We start from the raw sequence: 5569 nt of genomic DNA, 5'->3' as shown, positions 1-5569 counted from the left end.
TTTTTGAAATAAGATTTACATGTGGTATTTTAAGAGCACAGATCGCTCAAGCTGGCGATTTAAACGATATTGTAATACCAGTGGTCTGGGAAGGTTTGCTCAATGGTTTAAAGGTAAATGCAGATGGACAAGAAGAGATAAATCAAAAGTGTCGGCTTACCTTCTATCGTATGAATTGCATAGGGAAAACTGAATATTGCTCAGAAGTTCATCTCATGGTGGAACCTATTGGCAATACAGAAATAGATGAAGCCTTATTTGATCAAATGGGTCAATATATACTGGATCAAATTCGCAAGAGGTACAATAAGGATTGGGTTATTTTGGATTCTGATTTAAATGCTTCTATTTTAAAAGGCTCACTTTAGGATTGACGGTGGTCACTAAAAAAAGGTAAAATAAAATAAGATATTTCGCAAACCGAAATATACGAACAGTATATACTATGGCGTTTAAAATGAGGAGGTTCCATGAAATTTAGAGAGCTTGGAAAGACAACTATTAATTCATCTATACTTGGACTTGGCTGCATGCGACTACCGATTGTAGAAGGCAAAGCACATCAGATAGATGAAGAAAAAGCAATCGAGTTAATTCGATATGCAATTGATCATGAGGTTACCTATATCGATACAGCATATCCTTATCATGGCGGTAATAGTGAAACGATCGTCGGAAAAGCACTTAAAGATGGCTATAGAGAAAGGGTTACTTTGATTACTAAATCACCAAGTTGGCTAATCGAACAACCCAGCGATTTTGAAAAATACTTAGATGAGCAACTTGAAAAATTACAGGTTTCTTGTTTAGATATCTATCTTTTGCATGCCCTTGACAAGAAAAGATGGGAAAACTATAAGAAGATTGATATTTTCAATGAAATCGACAAGATGAAAGCTAAGGGTAAAATTAAGCATATCGGTTTCTCATTTCATGATGGCTATGAAACTTTTGAAGAAATTATCAAAGCCTATAATTGGGATGTCTGCATGATTCAATTTAACTATATGGACATCAATGAACAAGCGGGTTTAAAGGGCGTTCAAATTGCTTCAGATTTGGGAATTCCAATGGTGGTTATGGAACCTTTAAAAGGTGGCATGCTGGCGACACCTTCAGATGACATAGTTGACTTGTGGCAAGAATCGCCAAGAAAATGGTCGCCTGTCGAATGGTCTTTGCGTTATATTGCAAATTTTGAAAACGTAAAAGTAGTCCTAAGTGGTATGTCCAACTTAGACCAGCTGAAGGAGAATCTTGAAATTGCAGATCGACTTGAAGCAAGCTCACTTTCTGAAGAGGATCATGCTATGATCGCTAAGGTGAGAGAGGCTTATGATAAGAAGGTTCAAATTCCTTGTACGGATTGTAAATACTGCGTGCCATGTCCGCATGGTGTTGAAATACCTAGGGTGTTTGCCCTTTATAACAGAGGCAATATGTTCAACAATTTTGAAGGTGCCAATAGTTCTTATCAAGCGTTTTTAGCGCCTGAAGCGAAAGCAAGCAACTGTGTGGCATGTGGCGAATGTGAACCCAAGTGCCCACAGCAGATTCAGATTATAGAGCGTTTAAAAACAGCAAAAGCATATTTTGGAAATTAGAAATCTTTAAATTTAAGATAGGCTAACCCAAATCCTATATAATGTATAAACCAAAGTTGATTCTTGAACTTGAACATTGAGGCTTAGAAGGCAAAATGTACAAGGATAGAGTCAACTTTTTTATTTATTTTGAAATGCTAAGTCCGAAAGACTTGCCAATGATGAATATTCCATATTAAAAAGGGTAAAAGCATTGTAATCTGAGATTTTGAAAGTAGGGATGACTATGAAAAAATGCTTTGGTCTAATCGTCAACCGATTAGATGACAAAGTAACACTAATTGATTTTTTGCTCAACGCCAAGCAATTTGGACATACAATTGACGAGGTGATTGTTATATATTCACAGGATATTGATCGTGGCTATCTCGAAAACGTGAGAACTTTCGTCAAAGTTAAGTTAATACATGTGAATCGATTAGAAAACATGTATGAGACACTAAAAATGATGGGGGTAACTGAAAAAGCCATAGAAAGAATCTTAGATATGGGTGACTTTGAGAAAACAGGGCTTGTAACATATTCAAAGAAGCGAAATTTGGTTTTGCTGCAAGCACTTCTGGATGATATGGACATCGTCTATTTTATCGACAGTGATGTTCATCCGTGTGTCCTCTATCACGAGGGAAAATGTGAAGAAATTGATTTTGTTGGCGTTCACCTCAACCATCTATTGTTCAAGGATGTTGCGGCAACAACCAGTGATTATTCAGGATATTTTATATTGCCCCCTATGAAGTTTAATCACATGGATGCCTTTCTAACTGGGATTCAAAAGGAAGGTGCAATCCCTTATATGAGCAGCTCAGATTTACATCATTGTTTAAAGTTAGGGATCAGGGAACCCTATAGGACACCAATCTTTACCAATAAACTGCTGGGAGGCAATTTGGCCATGAGAACCAGCTTTCTTGACCGAATACCACCGTTTTTTTCCTTCTTTTATAAGATGGAGGACCGGTATTACCTCACAAGAGGTGAGGATACCACTATGGGCATATTTTTTGATCAAAACAAGTTAAAGGTAATCGACATAGACGTTAAAATTATTCATGATACTTTTGGTACATACCCAAGGCAACCTGACTTGTTAAATGATCCTCTTATAAAAGATAGGCTTTTTTACGCTTCCATGGGATGGATTGGAAGAAATCCCTTTTTGAATCACATACTTGGCAAGGATTCCGCACGAATTGCTGAGGCACAAAAAAAAGAAATGATAATTGGCGCTAAAGCACTTTCTCAATATACAAAGGATGAGCGGTTTTTAAAATTGCCATATGCTATTGATTGTGCGCTTGAAAATTTACCCGCTATGATAGCACGATATGAAGAAGTGAAGGCTTCGTGGGCAGAAATCACAAAAGTAATTGGAGGGAGAAAAGGATGAAGATATTATTGATTAATCATTTTCCATTAGAAGGATCTGGCAGTGGCATCTACACAAGAAATCTAGCAGAGGAACTTGTAAACTTTGGCAATGAAGTCATGGTCATCTATCCTGAACATTATGTAACGCAGTATGAGACTTTCGAATCGATGCCGATTATCTTCAAGAGCGACACTTATAATAAAGAAGATGAGGTTATGGTTCCTTTTGACTTTCCATGCTTTACCTCTCATCCAAGAAGTGTAAATACCTTCTATAATCTAAGTGAGGCAGAAATTGAAATATACATTAAGGCCTTTAAAGATGCCACAAACAAAGCGATCCAAAGTTTTAAACCGGATATTATCCATGCTCAGCATTTATGGTTGACACCTTATGTTGCAAGTTTATTTGATGTTCCATATATCATAACAGCTCACGGAACCGATTTAAAAGGCTTTGTTAAAGATGATCGATACCATAAATATGCCCTAGAAGGTGCAAAAAAAGCCTCGAAAGTCATTACGATTTCCAAACAGGTGGATCAGGAAGTGGAAGAACTTTTAAAAGTGCCAAAGGAAAAACGCAGCTTAATTCTAAATGGCTACAATCCTGAGCTCTTCAAAATGAAATCACTTGAGCCTAAAGCGGTTTTAAGTAAATATGGTATAGGCTACAATGGTGAAAAAATTGTCTTTTTTGCAGGGAAACTCGCTCACTTTAAGGGCGTAGATGTTCTATTGGATGCAGCTAAACTATATGAGAAAGCACTTGAAGATGATGCGGTAACCATAATTGCCGGAAATGGTGAGCTTTATGATTCGCTTGTTCACCAAAAGAATAATTTAAGTTTGAGCAAAACACACTTTCTGGGACATATTTATCAAGAAGAACTTGTGGATTTATATAACATTGCCAATGTAAGCTGTGTGCCATCTAGAACTGAACCCTTTGGACTTGTTGCTATTGAAGCACTAGCGTGCGGTGCGCCAGTTGTGGGCACCAATCAAGGTGGTCTTCCAGATTTTATCACAAAAGAGGTTGGTGATCTTGTACCAGTTGAGGATGCTTCAGCGCTCTCTGCCAGCATTTGTAAAATCATCGCCCAAAATGGCCAAAGAGAGATGTCTGAGGTTTGCCACAAGTATGCTAAACTCAATTTTTCCAGAGATATTTCTATAAAAAAAGTTGAAGAAATGTATATGAAAATCGTCAAGGCATAAGAGAACGAAGGAGGTTATTTATGAGAATCGTAATGGTTATTCCAACTTATTGGCAAAGGTCCAGAGCAGAAGGCTGGAAAGAGGGCGATGCTGTTTACGACCACCCGACACCTATAGATGAAGAAGGCACCCTAGGCCGTACACTAGAAAGTATTAAGATCCTAAACAATAAAAACTTCAAACTGGTAATTCCAGTTTGTCCTACTACTGACGAGATTGCTGATCTCGCTGCACAGAAGACAAAGGAAATTGTCGAAAAATCACAAATTACTGTTGAAACCTATATTTTTACACCCAAAAACTTGGACAATATCAAAGAAATCCTCAGACATGAAGGCTTAAACGAAGAGGTAGAGCTTTTGAACATTAAGGGCTACTCAAATGTAAGAAACATCTGCCTATATGTCAGTCAGATTTTGGGGGGTGATGTGGCCATATTAATAGATGATGATGAAGTCTTTGAAAAACCTGATTTTGTGGATATGGCTGTGGAGTTTATTGGTAAGAGAAAATACGGTTCTATTATCTATGGCGTTGCGGGTTATTATCTCAACAAGAAGGATGAATACTACGATGACGTCGAAATGCAAGCTTGGATGACCTATTGGGATCGTTTCGGTTCTAAAGCCAAGGCCTTTGATAAAATTATTTCAGCTGGACCTCGGATCAAAATCACTCCCTTTGCCTTTGGGGGGCTAATGGTTATTCATAAGAACATGTTTAGAATTGTGCCCTTCGATCCAAAAGTAACTAGAGGTGAGGATATTGATTATCTCTTAAATGCAAAGATGTATGGCTTTGACTTTTTCCTCGACAACAAGTTGAACATCAAGCATTTACCGCCACCTAAGCACCATCCAATTTGGAAGAGAACCCGAGAGGATATCTATCGGTTTTTGTATGAAAAATCAAAGATTGACAATCAAGTGGAGCACAGCAATATGAAGAAAGTATCTGCTGAAGACTTTATGCCATATCCAGGTGATTTCCTTACAGATGATTTGGAAGATAAAATATACAAGACTAATATCCTTTTGGCGCTTGACTACTTGGCTGAGGGAAAAGTTGATGATTGCCGAGGCGCAATCGAAAATATTTATTTGAGCAAGTATGAAGCGATACCTAAGTTCGATACCTTTGAAACCTATCGGGATGCCCAAAAGATGTGGGTAAAACTTGTGGATCTAACAGGTATTCACAGGACTGTAATCCGAAACGAAATGGAACTCAACAATTTAACAAGACAAAAGGCAGCGCAAGAAATTGAGAAAATAGTAACAGTTGACCGTATGGAGATTAAGGCGTCCTTAAATGCCATTTCCTTCTTTAATATTTTCACCGATAAGGAACTGGAGCGAATTATTGACATCGTC

5 protein-coding genes are annotated in these 5569 nt (G+C 37.7%); all 5 read left to right on the top strand.

All coding sequences use genetic code 11. The annotated features are described in order from the left end of the window. Positions 1-368, top strand: a 368-nt coding sequence (locus AC220I_RS17455) for a hypothetical protein (RefSeq protein WP_486725146.1), incomplete at its 5' end; no start/stop codon positions are given. A gap of 102 nt (positions 369-470) precedes the next feature. Beyond that, positions 471-1604: an aldo/keto reductase gene (locus AC220I_RS17450; RefSeq protein ID WP_486725145.1), complete on the top strand. Its 1134-nt coding sequence runs from the start codon at positions 471-473 to the stop codon at positions 1602-1604. 226 nt (positions 1605-1830) lie between these two features. Further along, a complete protein-coding gene (locus tag AC220I_RS17445) occupies positions 1831-2994 on the top strand; it encodes a hypothetical protein (protein ID WP_486725144.1) in 1164 nt (387 codons plus the stop codon). After that, entirely contained in the window at positions 2991-4196 is a 1206-nt protein-coding gene (locus AC220I_RS17440; protein ID WP_486725143.1) for a glycosyltransferase family 4 protein, read from the top strand. The genes AC220I_RS17445 and AC220I_RS17440 overlap by 4 nt, the downstream gene beginning before the upstream one ends. A 20-nt stretch (positions 4197-4216) precedes the next feature. After that, on the top strand, positions 4217-5569 hold a 1353-nt coding region (locus tag AC220I_RS17435; protein ID WP_486725142.1), incomplete at its 3' end, for a hypothetical protein.

The sequence above is a fragment of the Fusibacter sp. genome, assembly GCF_057447755.1.
The sequence above is the reverse complement of the archived record's forward strand: the minus strand, read 5'-3'. Positions and strand labels throughout refer to the sequence as shown.

Excerpts from the sequence above, each read along its gene's own strand:
- AC220I_RS17450 (WP_486725145.1), top strand. The coding sequence starts at position 471 with ATGAAATTTAGAGAGCTTGGAAAGACAACTATTAATTCATCTATACTT.
- AC220I_RS17445 (WP_486725144.1), top strand. The coding sequence starts at position 1,831 with ATGAAAAAATGCTTTGGTCTAATCGTCAACCGATTAGATGACAAAGTA.
- AC220I_RS17440 (WP_486725143.1), top strand. The coding sequence starts at position 2,991 with ATGAAGATATTATTGATTAATCATTTTCCATTAGAAGGATCTGGCAGT.